The organism is Bradyrhizobium sp. BR 10261, assembly GCF_019455395.1.
Lineage (GTDB): Bacteria > Pseudomonadota > Alphaproteobacteria > Rhizobiales > Xanthobacteraceae > Bradyrhizobium > Bradyrhizobium manausense.
In genome coordinates this window covers 296615-313116 of sequence record NZ_JACOFQ010000003.1, presented here as the reverse complement: position 1 = coordinate 313116, position 16502 = coordinate 296615, and the positions used below count along the sequence as shown (strand labels likewise).

Annotated in this window: 14 protein-coding genes and 1 pseudogene; 7 read left to right on the top strand and 8 right to left on the bottom strand. The window is 59.1% G+C overall.

The window, feature by feature from the left end; translation table 11 throughout:
• Nucleotides 1-67: 67 nt before the first annotated feature.
• Nucleotides 68-2089 carry a YgiQ family radical SAM protein gene (locus HYH07_RS05325; RefSeq protein ID WP_220001468.1) on the top strand — a complete coding sequence of 674 codons (2022 nt, stop codon included), beginning with the start codon at nucleotides 68-70 and terminating at the stop codon, nucleotides 2087-2089.
• Between the two features lie 15 nt (nucleotides 2090-2104).
• Here HYH07_RS05325 and HYH07_RS05320 read toward each other — a convergent pair whose 3' ends face one another.
• The 5 genes and pseudogenes from HYH07_RS05320 to HYH07_RS05300 all read right to left on the bottom strand — a co-directional run bounded on the left by HYH07_RS05320 (nucleotide 2105) and on the right by HYH07_RS05300 (nucleotide 7157).
• Complete coding sequence (locus tag HYH07_RS05320) at nucleotides 2105-2398, bottom strand: DUF718 domain-containing protein (RefSeq protein WP_220001467.1); 294 nt, start codon at nucleotides 2396-2398, stop codon at nucleotides 2105-2107.
• Between the two features lie 892 nt (nucleotides 2399-3290).
• Entirely contained in the window at nucleotides 3291-3851 is a 561-nt protein-coding gene (locus HYH07_RS05315; protein ID WP_220001466.1) for a GNAT family N-acetyltransferase, read from the bottom strand.
• Between the two features lie 53 nt (nucleotides 3852-3904).
• Nucleotides 3905-4159: pseudogene (gene fusA, locus HYH07_RS05310) on the bottom strand (elongation factor G); the annotation flags it as partial.
• A 184-nt stretch (nucleotides 4160-4343) separates the two neighbouring features.
• On the bottom strand, nucleotides 4344-5192 hold the full coding sequence (locus HYH07_RS05305; RefSeq protein ID WP_220001464.1) for a class I SAM-dependent methyltransferase: 849 nt from the start codon (nucleotides 5190-5192) through the stop codon (nucleotides 4344-4346).
• 189 nt (nucleotides 5193-5381) lie between these two features.
• Nucleotides 5382-7157: an adenylate/guanylate cyclase domain-containing protein gene (locus tag HYH07_RS05300; RefSeq protein WP_220001463.1), complete on the bottom strand. Its 1776-nt coding sequence runs from the start codon at nucleotides 7155-7157 to the stop codon at nucleotides 5382-5384.
• Between the two features lie 310 nt (nucleotides 7158-7467).
• On the opposite strand from HYH07_RS05300, the gene HYH07_RS05295 reads away from it, so the two are divergent.
• The 3 genes from HYH07_RS05295 to HYH07_RS05285 all read left to right on the top strand — a co-directional run bounded on the left by HYH07_RS05295 (nucleotide 7468) and on the right by HYH07_RS05285 (nucleotide 9638).
• Nucleotides 7468-7872 (top strand): VOC family protein, encoded by a 405-nt coding sequence (locus tag HYH07_RS05295; RefSeq protein ID WP_220001462.1) that lies wholly within the window; start codon nucleotides 7468-7470, stop codon nucleotides 7870-7872.
• Between the two features lie 297 nt (nucleotides 7873-8169).
• Entirely contained in the window at nucleotides 8170-9060 is an 891-nt protein-coding gene (locus HYH07_RS05290; protein ID WP_220001461.1) for an ABC transporter substrate-binding protein, read from the top strand.
• Between the two features lie 383 nt (nucleotides 9061-9443).
• Nucleotides 9444-9638 carry a hypothetical protein gene (locus HYH07_RS05285; RefSeq protein ID WP_220001521.1) on the top strand — a complete coding sequence of 65 codons (195 nt, stop codon included), beginning with the start codon at nucleotides 9444-9446 and terminating at the stop codon, nucleotides 9636-9638.
• A gap of 617 nt (nucleotides 9639-10255) precedes the next feature.
• On the opposite strand, the gene HYH07_RS05280 is transcribed toward HYH07_RS05285, so the two are convergent.
• Nucleotides 10256-10546 (bottom strand): hypothetical protein, encoded by a 291-nt coding sequence (locus HYH07_RS05280; protein WP_220001460.1) that lies wholly within the window; start codon nucleotides 10544-10546, stop codon nucleotides 10256-10258.
• 53 nt (nucleotides 10547-10599) lie between these two features.
• Nucleotides 10600-10917, bottom strand: coding sequence for a DUF1648 domain-containing protein (locus HYH07_RS05275; protein WP_220001459.1), 318 nt, complete (start codon nucleotides 10915-10917; stop codon nucleotides 10600-10602).
• Between the two features lie 495 nt (nucleotides 10918-11412).
• Here HYH07_RS05275 and HYH07_RS05270 point away from each other — a divergent pair, with 495 nt between their 5' ends.
• From HYH07_RS05270 to HYH07_RS05260, 3 genes are all read left to right on the top strand, one after another.
• The gene (locus HYH07_RS05270; RefSeq protein WP_228749242.1) at nucleotides 11413-12006 is read left to right on the top strand and encodes a hypothetical protein; all 594 of its coding nucleotides are present in this window, start codon (nucleotides 11413-11415) and stop codon (nucleotides 12004-12006) included.
• 190 nt (nucleotides 12007-12196) lie between these two features.
• A complete protein-coding gene (locus tag HYH07_RS05265; RefSeq protein WP_220001458.1) occupies nucleotides 12197-12853 on the top strand; it encodes a phosphoribosylanthranilate isomerase in 657 nt (218 codons plus the stop codon).
• A gap of 1237 nt (nucleotides 12854-14090) precedes the next feature.
• Nucleotides 14091-15083 carry a cysteine synthase A gene (locus tag HYH07_RS05260; RefSeq protein WP_220001457.1) on the top strand — a complete coding sequence of 331 codons (993 nt, stop codon included), beginning with the start codon at nucleotides 14091-14093 and terminating at the stop codon, nucleotides 15081-15083.
• A 90-nt stretch (nucleotides 15084-15173) separates the two neighbouring features.
• On the opposite strand, the gene HYH07_RS05255 is transcribed toward HYH07_RS05260, so the two are convergent.
• On the bottom strand, nucleotides 15174-16262 hold the full coding sequence (locus HYH07_RS05255) for an FAD-dependent oxidoreductase (protein ID WP_220001456.1): 1089 nt from the start codon (nucleotides 16260-16262) through the stop codon (nucleotides 15174-15176).
• Nucleotides 16263-16502 lie beyond the last annotated feature (240 nt).

Genomic DNA, 16502 nt, shown 5'->3' with positions numbered 1-16502 from the left:
CGGAACCGGCATCTTTCACGCGAGCGTCGGTTGTATTCGCGCGTCCGGAGTCCTATGCCTTGGCGCCATGGACACCCAGATCATCACCGCCGAAAAGCCCCTGATGGCGAGCGCGCGCCCGCGCAAGCCGGCGCCGTTCCTCCCGATGAGCCGCGCCGAGATGGACGCGCTCGGCTGGGACGAATGCGACATCGTGCTGGTGACCGGGGATGCCTATGTCGACCATCCGAGCTTCGGCATGGCCATCATCGGCCGGCTGCTCGAAGCGCAGGGATTCCGGGTCGGCATCATTGCGCAGCCGGACTGGCACTCGGCCGAACCGTTCAAGGCGCTCGGCAAGCCAAAGATCTTCTTCGGCGTCACCGGCGGCAACATGGATTCCATGGTGAACCGCTACACCGCGGACCGGCGCATCCGCAGCGACGACGCCTACACCGCTGGCGGCGAAGGCGGCAAGCGGCCGGATCGCTGCACCATCGTCTACGCCCAGCGCTGCCGCGAGGCGTTCAAGGATGTACCGATCGTGCTCGGCGGCATCGAGGCCTCGCTGCGCCGGATCGCGCATTACGATTACTGGTCCGACAAGGTGCGCCGCTCGGTGCTGGCCGACGCCAAGGCCGACCTGCTGCTCTACGGCAATGCCGAGCGCGCCGTCGTCGAAGTGGCGCATCGGCTCGCCGCCGGCGAGGCGCCGCGCGAGCTCGACGACATCAGGGGAGTCGCGCTGTTCCGCCGCGTGCCTGAAGACTACACCGAGCTGCACGCCGACGATCTCGATTCCGCCGACGAAGGCGCAACGCGGAAGCCAGGCCCGACCGTGATCCGCCTGCCGGCACTGGAGCAGGTCGAGCAGGACAAGGAAGCCTATGCCCGCGCCTCACGCGTGCTGCATCGTGAGAGTAATCCCGGCAATGCGCGGCCGCTGGTGCAGCGTCACGGCGATCGCGATCTCTGGCTCAACCCGCCGCCGATCCCGCTGACATCTGAGGAGATGGACGCGGTCTACGACCTGCCTTACGCGCGCGCGCCGCATCCGTCCTATGGCGATGCCAAGATCCCCGCGTGGGACATGATCAAGTTCTCGGTGACGATCATGCGCGGCTGCTTCGGCGGCTGCACCTTCTGCTCGATCACCGAGCACGAGGGGCGCATCATCCAGAATCGCTCGGAAGGATCGATCCTGCGTGAGATCGAGAAGATCCGCGACAAGACGCCCGGCTTCACCGGCGTGATCTCCGACATCGGCGGCCCCACCGCCAACATGTACCGGATGGCCTGCAAGGACCCGAAGGTCGAGGCCGCGTGCCGGCGGCCGTCCTGCGTCTTCCCTGAGATCTGCCCGAACCTCAACACCTCGCATGACGATCTGATCAGGCTCTATCGCAAGGTGCGCGAGACCAAAGGCATCAAGAAGGTGATGGTCGCCTCGGGCGTGCGCTACGACCTCGCGGTCGAGAGCCCCGAATACATCAAGGAGCTCGTCACCCATCACGTCGGCGGCTACCTGAAGATCGCGCCTGAACATACCGAGCGCGGCCCGCTCGACAAGATGATGAAGCCCGGCATCGGCGCCTATAACAAGTTCAAGCGGATGTTCGATGAAGCCGCCGAAAAGGCCGGCAAGAAATACTATCTCATTCCCTACTTCATCGCGGCGCATCCGGGCACGACCGACGAGGACATGATGAACCTCGCGCTGTGGCTGAAGAAGAACCGCTATCGCGCGGATCAAGTGCAGACCTTCCTGCCCTCGCCGATGGCGACCGCCACGGCGATGTACCATACCGGCGTCAATCCCTTGCGCGGCGTCCGCCATGGCGGCAGCGACAAGGTCGATGCGATCAAGGGCCTGCGCCAGCGCCGCCTGCACAAGGCGTTCCTGCGCTATCACGACCCTGATAATTGGCCGGTGCTGCGCGAGGCCTTGATCGAGATGGACCGCCGCGACCTGATCGGCTCGCAACCGCACCAGCTGGTCCCGGCGCACCAGCCGCCCGGCACCGGCAAGGCCGCCGGCACCAGGCGCCCCGTTCGATCAGGCGGCAGGACGCAGAAGTTCACGACCAAGGGCATACGGCTGATGAAGTAGCAGGCGTCGCGCCTGCTAGAGATCGAGCACCACCGCGCCTGACACGGCATCGGTGACGCCGCGCCCCTGGCCCTGGTCCTCCAGCACCGACCTGAAACTGTCGAGCGTCTTGATCATCGCCGGCCGTGCCGCGACCATCGCGTCCTGGCCGGACCATCGGCCGATCAGGCAGAAGGTCTGCTCGCCGGTCTTGATGATGACGCCATGTTCGAGGCCCGGCCATTTCGCCTTGCCGTCTCGATGCGCATCGAGGAAGGCGGCCTCCTCACCGGCCTTCACCTTGAACTTCACCACGTTGTAAACCTGCATGGTGCGTCTCCCGAAAATGCATTGATGAAAAACGCGAGCGCCGGACCATTTCGGGCTCGGGCAGATATTTGCACCCTCGCGACGAAAAGTCGAAAACAACCCCATGCACTGTAGCCGGCGACAGCGAAATCAAGGGCTTGAAGCACAACGAGGTCGAGCCGCGTCGTCATCGCGCCCGAACGGCTCGGCCCCGCGTAAAATTTTCCGTAAAACCGAAAATTGCTTGAGGCGTCGGGCAAAACAGGTGTAGGATGGCATCATCGCGGCGTGCGGCAAGGGCCCGCTCGTGACAGCTCGACACGCATCTGCTCGCCAAATCCAATCCGCAAATGGGTGATGAGCCGAGCCGCATTCCGGCCGGCCCCATCTGAGAGACCTTCGACATGACGGCGAGTAGGATCAACCAGATCCGGTCAGGGCGCGACTATGAGGCTGCGCTCAAACCTGAGTTCTTCGCTGTTTGACCCGAAACCGACCCGGGGGCTATTCGGTTGTGGGGACAGTGCTCGGCGTTTTCCCTTCAAAATGGCTGCACAGCAATGATGTGTCTTTTGAGGAAACGGATTTCCGGAAGAACCGGCATTTGAACTGGCGATCACTTCCCGATCCACTTTCGGCGAGGAATATGCACTCGCTGCAAATGTCGGCGTGATGGCGGCCCCGCACAACGTCATGTCGAGACAGAACATGTCGGAGCATGTCACGCATTCGGGATCGATCGACAACAGCGAGGGTCGCGATCTGACCTCGGAGGACATTTACCATCGCGCATCTATTCCATTGTCCGAATTGCTACCGGACGAGTGAGACAAATTCCAAGGTGAATACGACCCTGATTCCGCCTGAGAAGTTGTCGGCGCCGTTCCGCAAAAGAGCCGCGTAACCGATCAATTTAATTCGGTGGGTCGCCCGCAATCCGTCCAAACATTCGGAAATCATGATACGCGCCTTTGAACCAAGCCTTCTGTCGAAGGGTGCCCTCGTATCGAAATCCGGATTTTTCCAGGACCCGGTCTGACGCCGAGTTTCCGGGAAGCGTCCAAGCCTCAATGCGGTTAAGCCCAAAAATCTCGTGACCGCATGCCACCGTGGCGGAGACCGCCTCGGACATCAGGCCCTTTCCCCAAAATTGCGGGTGTAACTCGTACCCGATCTCGCCGGAACTCCATTTTCTATCAAAGCTATTGAAGCGGATCGCGCCAATGAGGGATACCGACTTTCGGTCTTCGATGATCCACGCGCAGCCCTTGCCGGAGGCGTAAAGCTTCACCATCCACCTTGCATACCGTTCGCTTTGAATTTTGCTGGGTTTATCCGGCCAGTTTGAATGACGGGTTACTTCCGGTATCGATAGGAGTGCTCCGAAGGCGGTGGCATCTTTGGGTTTCATGGCGCGCAGCACCAGGCGTTTTGTGGACAGTGAGGGAAAATTCCGTCCTTTGGTTATCAACATCATGCTCTCGCTAGTCGCGCGTCCAATCAAATGTGGCGTCGGAATTCGATGGCCTAAGCGTCGTTCGATGGCTTGGGGGTAGCATAGTGGTCGAAACCCATCGTGAAAGTCGCACGCCCTCGGCTCAAAGAGCGCAGGCTATCGGCGTAGCCGAACATATCAGCGAGTGCCACCATCGCAGTGATGACGTTTGCGTTGCCGCGCACGTCCTGGCCCCGAATCCGGGCCTGCCGCGCATTCAGGTCGCTGATGACGGTGCCCGTGCAATCTTCCGGGGTCACCACTTCAATCCTCATGACCGGCTCAACGCTCAAAATTCGCTCCGCGATTCAACTGGGCAAGCTCGAATTCAACCTAAAGTTAGCGGTGTTAACTCAAAAGGTCTAGCTTGGCCCGCTGCTGATCTCCACGCGAACCTGGCTGCGTCCGACAGCGCTCGAACAGAGTTGAAGTCGCAGTTGAGCCAAAGGCGACCTTTCGCTTGAGCACCCATCAAGTTGGTCGCTGGGCGGAACCAATTTTAAACGCGATAGGCAGCGTCAGCCCGTGGGCCGATTCGTAGACCCTGGCGCGACGTTCGAACGCGGTTCGGATCAAGTCTTGAGTTGCCTGGTCCTGGTGCCTGATGACAGCGCCGGTTAGAACGAGGCTGCCCAACCCACCTTGCCAAAGAGTTTCCGTGTCAGGGACGAAAAAAGAGGCGGCGTGCTCGCTGACCGTCACCGCCGTGAGGCCAGCTCCGTTTAGTAACCGAAGAAATTCGCCCGAGTCGGAGAAACGAAACACATTGTGGCCCTGCGGGACCTCCGTCGGCACCGTTACTCCGATCTCGGCAATGGCTTCACGGAAGAGGCCTTGGATTCGCTGGCGCGCTGGATCATCCCACCAAGCGAACGCAATGCGTCCGCCTGGCGCTAAGGTTCGGACGCACTCTGCGACAGCAAGCTCCGGCTGGGGAAAATGTCCAAGCCCAAAGGCGCAGACGACCGCATCGAACGTGCGATCGAGAAATGGGAGATGTTCTACGTCTGCCTCACGATATTCTACAGCAGGATGCAGTTGGTGTGCGAGCTCTACCATCCGTGGGGACAAGTCAGCGCCCACGGCGCGCGCGCCGCGATTTGCCGCCTCCGCCGCAAGAGCACCGGGCCCGCTCGCGACATCCAGCAGATTTGTGCCAGGATGCAAATGTACGGCGTCGAGAAGCGGCTCAGTAGCTAGAGTGGTCACCGCCGCAAAAAATTCGTGATAACTCCTTGCCAAAGCGTCATGACCTTGGCGTTCGAAAGCCCGCAGTCGTTCGGAGTCGCTGCTCGACAATCCTTCTGAAGACATGATCATTACCTCTTCTGGACGATCTATCCCCAAGACCGCATCATCATAGCAGCTCCGGGGCGCGGCAATATCCTCGCCGTCCGGAGCTGGCCCATCTCCAAAGTTGCGCCGCGCCTGACCGAGGTCCGTTCAGGGCAGCAGAGCGGACCAGATTTGCTCAACCTGAGTTCTTCGCATTTTGACCCTGAACGGACATCACCCCTCCGGTACTCCGGCGATGTGCAATCCCTTAACCATGCGCTTGGCTCCTGCAACGAACTTCGCATCGCCGCGCACGGGAAAGCTTCTGAAGCGACGGATAGTAAATGTTGGATCAAGTGCGAGTCCCGTTTTCGCGGCCACTCGCGCCTCATCCAGCTTCCCAAGAAGCGCGAGCGCCGAAGCGTAGCCAAAATGCAGGTTCGGATAGTTTCGGTTGGCCTCGATACCTCGAGCAAACCAAGCGGCGGCTTCAGCGTCTGCTGCGATCTGTAGCTTGGCATAGCCGGCCGTATTCATCCATCGGAAGGCGGAGATATCGCGAGGGGATAGGCGCAGTGCTTCGTTGATGTGGGACTCAGTATCTGCTCCGCAACTCATGTAAAATTTGGCGGCGCCCATCATCTCGTGCGCGTCAGCCAAATTGCGATCCAGGGCCAGGGCTCGCTCGCACTCCGCGACGCCTTGGGCCACTCGATTCGTACACATGAGTAGGCCTGCCAAGATGCAATGAGCCCAGGCATGGTCCGATGCGAGGCTTAGCGCCTTTAACACCATTGTCTCTGCCGCTGCCTGATGCTCGTGGGGATGGTCGGTTAAGAACAACACTCCGAGTGCGGCCTCGACCGTCGCGGCCCAGCTCATAGCGTCGACATTTTTAGGATCAATCGCTAGAGCCTGTTCAAAAGAACCGCGAGCTTCTGTCAAATATTCGAGCGTCAGTCCTTTGCTCCAGGAATAGCGACCTTGGAAATAGAGATCCATGGCATCGGGATTCCGCGTTCTTGCCGCGCGCCGCGCTTCGGCCAGTATGAGTTGGTTGTCTAATGTCCGCGCAATCCTGGTTACAATTTCGTCCTGCATATCGAGCAGATCGGCGATAGGTTTGTCGAAGCGGTCGGCCCACAGGTGATTGCCCGTCTTCGCGTCGATCAATTGAACGTTTACCCGAAGACGATTGTCGCAACGCTGTACCGAGCCTTCAAGCGCGTAGCGGACGTTCAACTCGCGACCAATCTGCCTGATATCGACCAATTTGCCTTTGTATGTGAACGCGGTGTGTTGGCCGATAACAAAAGAGCCACTGATGCGTGACAAATCTGTAGTGAGGTTCCCGGTCACGCCATCGACAAAGTAGTCCTGCTCGGGATCGCCGCTGAGATTGGCGAAGGGCAGCACAACGATGGAAAGGCGAGGTGGCGAACCCACGCGCTGAGACAGTGTCGCTGGGCTGAATTGATCCATTACGCCGTAAACTCGAACCGGACGGCCGATGTTTTTGAATTCCTGTTCGCCAAGATCGGCAAACCTATCGCCAATCTTGCCTTGGACTTGATCGTAAACAGCCGAGGAGATGCAGATGCCGCCGGGAGCTGCGACGCTCTCGAGCCGTGCCGCGATATTGACGCCATCCCCAAAGATGTCGTGGGGTTCGACGATTACATCACCAATATTGACGCCCACCCGAAAAGCGATACGGCTGTCCTCCCGGTCTGCACTGGTAAGTTCGCGGATGTGAGCTTGGAATTGCATCGCAGCCCGAACTGCTTCGACGGCACTTGGAAACTCTGCCAAGAACCCGTCGCCGGTGTTTTTCACGATGCGACCGCCGTGTTCCGCGATTGCGGGCTCGACGCCGCTGGCGAGAAGCACCATCAGCTTGGCGTGCGTACCTTCTTCGTCTTCATGCATAAGGCGCGAATATCCCGACACATCGGCAGCCAGTATCGCCGATAATCTTCGCTCGACCCGAACTGACCGCTCTTGCACCATGGCCGACAAATCCTGCCTGGCACATTTGTACGCTGGATCACGGGCGGTAACAAACTCGCACTACCTCCAAGCGGAGGCCTACGCGAAACGACAGCTACCCTGACCGTGTCGCCGCGGGAAATATTCAATGGTCACCGGGAGTTCGCCTTCTGGCCCTTCGGCGAAGTCGCGGTTCGCCGATTTGAGGTCTGCTCCGCCGGGTCAAGCGGACCCAAATTGCTCGCGTTGAGCTTTCTCAGTTTGGCCTTAACGGACTTCGGCTTGACGAGTAACGACGCGCCCATTCAATTGAACGCTGAAGGAGAGACTGATGCTTGGGAAAGCGAAGGTGGCTGCCCGTCTTCCAGCGAAGGACCTAAATCGGGCGCGGAGGTTCTATTCCGAAAAACTGGGCCTCGACCCGGTAGAACAGCGCCAAGGTGGACTGCGCTACGTCTGCGCAGCGGGCGAGTTTGCGATATTCGTCTCGGTCGGAGCGCAACCCGGCACACACACGCAGATGGGCTGGGAAGTCGAGGATATCTATACAACGGTGCGCGAGCTTCGTGCGCGGGGCGTCAAGTTCGAGGAGTATGACCTGCCCGGTCTGAAGACGGTCGATGGGATAGCCGAGATAGCCGGGAATTACGCCAGCAAGGGTATCGGTGAACGAGGCGCGTGGTTCCGCGACAGCGAAGGCAATCTTCTTGGGATCGGGCAGCCAGTTCGATCCTGACGCACCTCTGGGGCGCCGAGGTCTGCAGTTAGCCCATCGCTGTCCAGCGGAATGCTCGTTGGGACGTCGGCTGTCGGTTGTAGAGCGGAAACTGATTGCAGCGATCTGGACCGCCGATTTTGACCCGAACCGGACGTGACCAACGGTCCTTTCACTCGCGAGCACCCTAATTTTGCGATAGTCTCGCCACCGCATGACAGGAACCAGCGAGGTCAGGTGCGACGACGCAGATTCATCGGGCTCGTGACAGGAGCAATAAGTTGCCCGCTCGTTGCACGCGCCCAAAAGCTGGCTGGAATGACGCGCGTTGTCCAACTGGGACCGGTCAACATTCCTGGGCAGAATGACAGAATCAGGCGCCTCCTGGCCGAGCTTGGTTATGTTGAAGGGCGCAATATTCAACTTGAATTTCGTAACACGGGCGGAAATGCCGACGCGCTGCCGGCGCTGGCAGAGGAAATCGTGCGAGATAGCCGCGCGGACGTGATGATCGCGATTAGCACACCAGCCGCACTCGCGGCCTACAAGGCAACTCGGACAATTCCGATCGTGGCCTTTGCCGCAGTTGATCCAGTCGCGTCGGGATTGGCAGATAGCCTAGCCCGTCCAGGTCGCAACGTGACCGGCATCGCGGTTTTTTCTGAAGAAACCACCGTCAAGCGGGTCGAGCTGATGCGGGAAGTTCTTCCGAAGGCCGTCCGCCTTGGTACGGTGACGACACCACTCACGAGCGGCGCAACGAGCCTTGCGCCAGTCCTTGAGACCGGGCGGAAGCTGGGTTTCGAGGTTGAAGCGATCAACATCGATGATCCCGCCAACATCGAGAAAATCCTTAGCCCAGAAATCCTCGCCCGATTTGACGGGCTTGTTTTTGTTCCGGATGCCATACTCAATGCCCACATGGCCGAAATCATTCGGCTAGTGGGCCTGAGCAGAAAACCTGCGATATTTGCTGCACCGGACTGGGTGGCCAACGGCGGCCTTATGTCGTTTGGGCCCGATTTTTCGGACGCAACGCGTCTCTTGGTTGCACAGGTTGATCGCGTTCTGAAAGGCGTAAAGCCAGGTGACTTACCTTTCGAACGACCCACAAAATTCGAGCTCAGGATCAATCTGCGGATCGCCAAGACCTTGGGTCTTGAGTTGTCTCCAACCGTCCTCACCCGCGCCGACGAAGTGATTGAATAGCCAATGGCGTTATTCCGGTTATGGCCCAACTGCGAAGTTGCGCCGCGTCTGTCGGAGGTCCGCTCATCGCGACAGAGCGGACCAGATTTGCTCAACCTGAGTTCTTTGCATTTTGACCCCGAGCCGACATCGGCCGCCTATTCTGTGCCGCGCGCGAAGGCATATCAGAACGAACGTTTGCGGGCGGGAACCGAATGGCCGGAGCTAAGTTGATCGTCCCGGCTCACGCCTTGACAATGTGATGCCGACACAAGAACCTCAGCTTGGCGCCAGCCCCGGAGCTGAGGTCCTTTTTGTCGCCTGTGTACATTTTTGCACAAAGCACCGGAACCCAATCCGGGTTTCTGACTCATCTCAGGGGGACTTCGACGGGATAAAAAGACGTGCCGCGTTACACCTCCTTCGCCCGAGAGGCGGCAGCAACGCTGCTGCGAATGGCCAAGACAACAAAGGACCCGCAGGTCGCGTCGGGATTGATCCAGCGAGCGGCCGACCTGAAGGATCGCACGGGCGAGTTGCCCGCCGTTGATATTGAGATGTCCGCCCAAGAGCCAAAAAAACCGCTAACGAAGAACTAAGGTCGCCCTACGCCGCCGCCGCTTTGGCACGGGATGAAGCTGGGGCCGATTAGGGTCGCCCTCTTGGGGAAGGGCATCGGGAAAACTCGGCTCATGACCCGGATGAGATCGCGAAGTCGCCCGCGAGAGAACTCGGCCCCAATTGATTAAGGCCGCCCCTGCAAGGCCTCATAATCCCTTCAGAAAGATTACCTGTCACTAGTCGCGGTCGTGATGGTGTTCGTGGTGCTCGTGCCGGCCGCCTCCACCTCCGGAGTGCGCAATTGCGTTTGATGTGAGGGAGGTCGACAGCAGCATGGTCATGGCAGGCGGTGTGACCGCTGCGAATTTTCCGCAAGTCTTCAAAAACTCGCGCCGATCTTCGTCTTCCGAGGGCATGGGAACCATCCTATGGTTGTCAGACGGCAGATATTAACGTACCACCAAATTAAATGAATTGAAATTAGTTAATCGATTCCAATCATGAATTATATCGCGCACCGGCCTCTCTCGTTCGGCGGCGTCTCCTTGTGGCCCATCACTACCGTATCCCACGGCCGCGGATATGTCGGCCGTCAGGCGTAGACCGGACCTAACTTAAACCGGGCCAAAACGGCGCGATTGAACCAAGCGGACGTTCAGTTGTGCTGGGACCCAGCTGCATCGATTGCGCCCCTGAGAGCATTGCCCACGTCTATGATCAGACGGTTCTCGGCCTCGAATTTGTCTTCGGCCTGAGCGACGAAGGAGACCTCGGGCAAAACAACAGTCAGCGCACGTGAGATGGCCGCTTTTGCTAACCTTTCTTCCTCACTCTGCGGGTCCGTGATGAAAGCCATCTTCTTCATGGTTTCCCAAATACTCGGAGAGTAGCCCTCCAAGGCCGCAATCGCTTCCTGTATCTGATCGTCGCTGTAGAATGTGCCCATAATGATCAGCTCAACCTTTCACTGCTCGATCCGGAGCGGACTTTAGAAGATTTTCAGGGAGTGGCTCTCGCCTTCATCAAGACAAACAGGTGAGAACCGGCGGCGATCAACGAGAAAATGACTATTCCCAATTCAGCACCGTGCACATGCTGCGGCGCATAGGTTGAAGCCGCCCAAATGAAGAGCCGAACGGCCGCCATGAAGGCGATCATCCCCCACATTGCAAGCCATTTTGGGGCGTACCAAGTCGGCTCGCCGTTGGGACCCCATTGCATGGCGACACGCTCGCTTGCGATACGCGGGCCAAGATACAGGTTTAAGCCGACGACAAACGCGATAGCGAAGCCAAAGACGTAGTCTGCTGGCACCATGCTTTCCGCCTTCCCAAATCCAGCCGAGACTACCCAGAGATGGAGAAGCAATCCATTCTTGTTTAGATGTAACCGCGCGCGTCTGCTTCCTTATGGTTGCTGATGGATTGACTGGACGCTACGACCGCTTATGGCCATCGCTTCCATTTCGGCGTTGCGGCGAGATGTCCGGGATCGGGGGTAAAGCGGAAGCGCCCCAGCGCTGGTCAAATCAGCGCTGTTGACCCCGAGCCGACATCAGTCGGGTCGAAATCGCAACGGGTGCTGCGCCTTGAGTTGATACGTGAACCTCGCAGCAGCCGAAACATACTCACATTCATAGGCGCAATAATTGGTTCGGGGACTGCAAGGGGGACTTGTGGCGTGCTGGTCCTGGGGTTGGATTTCGCTGATCGCGGCTATGGAGCTTCAGCTGATGCCATTGCTAGCGCTGGGGCGCGGTCTCGTTAGGCCAGCTCATTCCGACATCGCATTGATGAAAAGCCAGGAGGGAACATGCGCAAATCTGTCCGTGGTACCTTTGTCGCCGTGCTAGGTCTTGCCTTTATCGGTGCAACCCTCAGACCAATTGCAGCCGAAGAGCCTTACGAGGCTCAACTCGACACGTTGCGAAAATCGCTGGAGAAATATCAGGACTACAAGGCAGCCGTGCGCGACCGCTACCTGTCGACGGTGGGCTGCGTGCACTATTCTGGTGAGAAACTACCGCACCACATGGAGTATGCCAAAGGCGCTATGGGAGTGCACTTCGCCAATGTTACAGTGCAGGGCGCTCCCGATCCGATGAAGCCCAACGTTTTGATCTACGAACCCGTGGGCAAGGAATTGAAGCTCGTGGCTGTCGAGTGGCTGGTGCCTCTGACGGCAGATACCAAGCAGCGCCCCTCTCTCTTCGACCAACCCTTCATGGGCCCGATGGAAGGACACTGGCCGCTCATTCCAAAGGAGTTTGTACATTATGATCTGCATGCCTGGTTGTTCAAGGAGAACCCGCTCGGCATGTTTGCGCCCACCAACCCGAATGTTAGCTGCGAGGGCTACGACTTTTCCCTGCTCGAAGAGCCGACCATGATGGTGCCAGGCCCATAAACCAATCGCGAGGTCGGCTTTGGCTCTTCGCTTCCGTTAGGGCGTTGCGGCGGGATGTCTGGGGATCGGGATTAATGCGGAAGCTCCCCACCGCTGGTCAAAACGGCGCTGTTGGACCCGAAACTGCCATTGACCCAAGACCAGGCCATCCTGTCTATTCACCTGAGTTGCGGGAAGCGGGTGCAAGACGGTGCTGACGCAAATTTACGAAGTTGCGACCCCTGCCGAAGCAGTGGCTATCTCGGCAATCGGCGTGGACCATGTCGGCGTACTCGTTGGCGATGGCACCTTCCCTCGGGAGCTTCCGGTTCGGAAGGCGTCGGCCGTTATGAAGATGATCCGGGCGCCGTCCGTACTTTCCGCGCTGTTCCTCTCGGCGGACGTCGCTCTTATCGAACGGATGGCGGGGGAGCTTGATCCGCCCATCGTCCATCTCGGCGCATCAAGCGAATTGCTCACACCTGATCTTGTCGTGGCGCTGCGAAAGTCTCTGCCAAAGAGCAAGTTCATGCGGAGCGTACCTGTCACGGGACCTGAGGCGATAGGTGTGGCGCAAGCATATGATGGAGTTGTGGACTGGATCCTGCTTGATAGTCATCGCACAGGTGATGTGCAAATCGGCGCGCAGGGCGTGACGCATGACTGGAGCATCAGTCGAAAGATAGTGGAGAGTATTCGTACGCCAGTGATACTTGCTGGTGGACTCGGACCAGACAATGTCAAAGAAGCTATTCGGTCGGTGCGACCTGCCGGTGTCGATTCGAAAACAAGAACCGATCAGGAGGGCACTCACTCCAAAGACCTGGGGAAGGTAGAAGCCTTCTATCGCGCCGCGACGAGCAGTTAGATTGCACTTCTCTTCTTGGCCCTTCGCTTCCGCTAGGGCGTTGCGGCGAGATGTCCGGGGTCGGGGGGTAAAGCGGAAGTGCCTCAGCGCTGGTCAAACGGCGCTGATGACCCAAAGCGGCCCACCAGCATCTAGCCTGGGGGCGGGTGCAGTTTATGCCATTTTGCACGAGCGGTTTCCGCTGATCCGCCGCGCCGTATTTCATCTTCTCTAAAATCTTTCCAATATCGGTAGGTGCAATATAGCCCGTACAGCCAAAGGAAGACGAGAACTAGAACAAGCGGACGAATGAAGCTTTTCGCGAACTCGGTTGGATCGAGAATCTTCAGCAAGAAAATCAAGGCGAGACATACAGCTCCCGCAACCGCAAAGCCTCCCGCTCGTAACCGCCAAACTCGGATTTCCTCTGAAACAGTCATCCCTCTTCCTTCGGGGTGCGTACGCTCTCGCGCCTAACTGGCTCTGCGGCTTTCGTCTTCGAACCGGGGACGACTGAGATGTCTCATCAGCCGCCCTTCAGCGCCGCATCCGCGCCGTTTCGCGATCGGGGCCAACAGCAGGCAGGCCAGGTTCAACGCAATCAGCGCGATCAGTAGGTAGAGGCCGTAAAACACGAAAATGCAGGACGCGCCTCCAACTATAAGGACGAGCAAAACGGTGGGCGGGATTTTGAAGCGAAACATGCTCGCATGGTAACACAACGTCGCCTAGGTTCGCGCCTCTCCAGGAACAAGGTTTGCAGACCGTTTAAGTCTGCTGCTGGCCCATCTGCGACATCCGGAGATGTCCGGTTCTCCGCTGCCGTTCGGGGGGAGCGGACATCAGACGGCTAGCCTTGGTGAGTACACAGCCTAATCTCGCCCAGTCAGAAAAAGCGGCGTAAGGGACGCTCCCCGCCTCACCGCATGGTGACCGCATACAGGCTTCGGTGATGATCAGCGTGGGGTCGCCGACATCGACCCGGCGGGTGACCTTGCAGGCGAACCAGGCGGTGCATCCCGCAAGGCGGCAGGCCGTCGACGATGTCGTAATCCGGCGCAGCGCTCGTGTTTCGCGCCTGTTGGACACGCGGACGCAGCGGCTTTGGGTCGGCAGCGGAGTGAAAGACGGCGCAGGAATGGAATTGCCGATCGAGCAGCTTGGACGCCAAAGTCGTTGCCCATAACGCCCGAACTAGGGAACGGAATTGTCTGCTTGCCAGCCTAAAGTTGCGCGAGCGCGCGAAGGGGGGCAGGCGATGAACGGCATCCGAACCGGATTTTTGGACTCGATCGGCAATACGCCATTGATCAGGCTGCGAATGGCGTCGGAGGCCACGGGCTGCGAGATCTACGGCAAGGCCGAATTTCTCAATCCAGGTGGGTCGATCAAGGATCGTGCGGCGCTCGCCATGATCGATGATGCCGAGCGAAGCGGCAAGCTCGCACCGGGCAGCGTCATCGTCGAAGGCACGGCCGGCAATGTCGGCATCGGCATTGCGCTCGTGGCGAATGCACGCGGTTACCGCAGCGTGATCGTGATGCCTGACACGCAGAGTCAGGAGAAAAAGGATATGCTGCGCCTGTGCGGCGCAGACCTGCGCCTGGTCCCTGCCGTTCCCTATTCGGATCCCGGTCATTACGCGCGCTATTCCGGTCAACTCGCCGAAGAGCTCGGTGCGTTCTGGGCCAATCAGTTCGACAACGTTGCCAACCGCGAGGGCCACTACCGCACGACCGGGCCGGAGATCTGGCAACAAACGTGCGGAAAGATCGACGGCTTTACCTGTGCCGTCGGCAGTGGCGGAACGCTGGGTGGGGTCGCACGAGCCCTCAAGGAGCGAAATCCAGCAATCAGGATTGCGCTCAGCGATCCCATGGGGGCCGCGCTCTACAACTGGTTCACCAAGGGCGAGCTGACGAGCGAAGGAAACTCCATTACCGAGGGGATAGGACAAGTGCGTGTGACCAGGAATCTTGAAGGCACACCAATCGATGCGGCGTACCGGATCGCGGACGAGGAGGCATTGCCGGTTCTGTTCGACCTGATCGCGCACGAAGGACTGGTGCTCGGTGGATCGAGCGGCATCAACATCGCCGGAGCCATGCGACTTGCGCGGGACCTCGGTCCCGGCAAGACCATCGTGACCATCCTCGCCGACGGCGGACAGCGCTATCAATCCAAGCTGTTTAACCCGGAATTCCTGCGCCAGAAGAACTTGCCCGTTCCACGCTGGATGGAGGCGCGATAGTTCGAGCAATTCGCCGAAGCTGGTGGGTTACGCCCTGCAGATGCGCTCCGCGCATCTTCACGGCTAACCCACCCTACGAGACCTCGCACCTCAGACCTCCGGGATTTGCGGATTGACGATCGGCGCGTGGTCCGGGTTGTGGATATGGATGTCCGGAAGAGGTTTCGCCGACGCCTTGCCGAACTGGGAAGCGATGTGACTCACGAGACCCCGGCACACCGATTTATCCGCCGTCTCATTGTTCACGCCGACCTCGAACGTTCCGCCGATGACGACGTGATCGGCGCGCGGGAACAAATATCCGTCCTGACCATACAAATATTGCAACGCGGGCTGCGGCGGCAACATCGCCAACTGCCCCTTGATCGGGACCATCTTCGGATCGCTCATCAACATCATCGACCCGAGCCCGGTGCAATTGACGACGATCGTTTCCGGCACCGACGCGATGATATCCGACCTGTCGACGAATCTCTTGTTCACGAACGTAATGCCGCGCGCCCGCAGGTCTGCTTCGAGCTTCGCAAGGAAGATCGGCGGTTCGATCAACAAGGTCTGGTAGACGAAGCCAGGCTTGGTATGGCCCTCGAACGGCTCCCTTGGAAGCGATTGCCTTGGCTTGATGAGACCGGGCGCCAGCTGGATCACGACATCCAGATTATGCGACGGCGTGGCCGAATAGTTCGGCCGCTCGCTGACGCCAAAGCCCTGGCCGATGCTGGCTTTGAAGGTCGTGTATGCGAACTTGATGATGTCAGTGAGTTCCTGTTGCTTGCCCGCGAATTCCACCACCGACACCGCCCACTGGCCGCCGGCCTTGGATGACGTGGTCTGCAGCGGCGGGCGGTCCGAATAGATCCTGACCGTCAGACCGAGATCGGCAAGCAGCGTGGCGGCGGTCAGGCCCATCACCCCTGCACCGAGGACGGCCACCTTCGTATCGGGCGAGCCAACCAGATGGCTCCTGACGATATCCCGCACCTTGGAGGCGCAGCCCCAGCTCAACGTAATGCCGGCGCCGCCATGCCCGTAATTATGGACGAAGAATTTGCTGGAGATCGTCTCGGCGTCGAGACGGTAGGATCCATTGCGATACGGCCGTACGCCAGCGATACATGCGCCGGGCTGGTCGGCATCGAAGCTGAAATCGGGCGTCGGCAAATTGGGCGTTGCTGGCATGTCCGGTCCTCGCGAAACCTATGAACCTAGGTCTGCACCAAACGACCTTCACTTGAGATTGCAACTTTAGCTCAATCGCATTTTCCGGCCCTGTGAAGTGGCTCACAACTGTTAGTCGCAGGCTGCTCTAACGTTGCAGACCAGCGTGATCTCTTAACTGCCCAGGATGCGCTGGAGCCACCTCGCTCTTTTCGCCTTCAGGAGGGAATCAAGGTCCGACGCGACGTCAAGACTGACTAT

What these genes read in the sequence shown, in the direction of transcription:
- HYH07_RS05325 (WP_220001468.1), top strand. Translation starts at nt 68, where the DNA reads ATGGACACCCAGATCATCACCGCCGAAAAGCCCCTGATGGCGAGCGCG.
- HYH07_RS05320 (WP_220001467.1), bottom strand. Translation starts at nt 2,398, where the DNA reads ATGCAGGTTTACAACGTGGTGAAGTTCAAGGTGAAGGCCGGTGAGGAG.
- HYH07_RS05315 (WP_220001466.1), bottom strand. Translation starts at nt 3,851, where the DNA reads ATGTTGATAACCAAAGGACGGAATTTTCCCTCACTGTCCACAAAACGC.
- HYH07_RS05305 (WP_220001464.1), bottom strand. Translation starts at nt 5,192, where the DNA reads ATGATCATGTCTTCAGAAGGATTGTCGAGCAGCGACTCCGAACGACTG.
- HYH07_RS05300 (WP_220001463.1), bottom strand. Translation starts at nt 7,157, where the DNA reads ATGGTGCAAGAGCGGTCAGTTCGGGTCGAGCGAAGATTATCGGCGATA.
- HYH07_RS05295 (WP_220001462.1), top strand. Translation starts at nt 7,468, where the DNA reads ATGCTTGGGAAAGCGAAGGTGGCTGCCCGTCTTCCAGCGAAGGACCTA.
- HYH07_RS05290 (WP_220001461.1), top strand. Translation starts at nt 8,170, where the DNA reads ATGACGCGCGTTGTCCAACTGGGACCGGTCAACATTCCTGGGCAGAAT.
- HYH07_RS05280 (WP_220001460.1), bottom strand. Translation starts at nt 10,546, where the DNA reads ATGGGCACATTCTACAGCGACGATCAGATACAGGAAGCGATTGCGGCC.
- HYH07_RS05275 (WP_220001459.1), bottom strand. Translation starts at nt 10,917, where the DNA reads ATGGTGCCAGCAGACTACGTCTTTGGCTTCGCTATCGCGTTTGTCGTC.
- HYH07_RS05270 (WP_228749242.1), top strand. Translation starts at nt 11,413, where the DNA reads ATGCGCAAATCTGTCCGTGGTACCTTTGTCGCCGTGCTAGGTCTTGCC.
- HYH07_RS05260 (WP_220001457.1), top strand. Translation starts at nt 14,091, where the DNA reads ATGAACGGCATCCGAACCGGATTTTTGGACTCGATCGGCAATACGCCA.
- HYH07_RS05255 (WP_220001456.1), bottom strand. Translation starts at nt 16,262, where the DNA reads ATGCCAGCAACGCCCAATTTGCCGACGCCCGATTTCAGCTTCGATGCC.